Below are 315 nucleotides of genomic sequence, written 5' to 3' on the forward strand. Positions count from 1 at the left end.
CGATCATGGCGATGAGCATGGCAGGGTCCGGCGGTGGCGGCAGGCGCCGCCGCGGGCGCAAGCCGGTGATGCCCGAGATCAACGTCACGCCGATGGTCGACGTGATGCTGGTGCTCTTGATCATCTTCATGGTGGCGGCGCCGCTGATGACGTCGAACATCGACATCGACCTGCCGGTCGCGAGCGGCGGCAAGTCGATCTCGTCGAACCAGCCGCCGCTGACATTGTCGGTCAAGCGGACCGGCGGCGGCTGCAACTCGAATGTCGAGCTGTATCTCGGCGACGCGCCGGTCACGGCAGTCGATTTCCCGGCCA

The 315-nt window shown here is 66.3% G+C and carries 1 protein-coding gene; it reads left to right on the top strand.

All coding sequences use genetic code 11. The features are described 5' to 3' along the window. On the top strand, nt 1-315 hold a 315-nt coding region (locus BT993_RS06975; protein ID WP_208600531.1), incomplete at both ends, for a biopolymer transporter ExbD.

Source organism: Streptobacillus ratti (assembly GCF_001891165.1).
GTDB lineage: Bacteria > Fusobacteriota > Fusobacteriia > Fusobacteriales > Leptotrichiaceae > Streptobacillus > Streptobacillus ratti.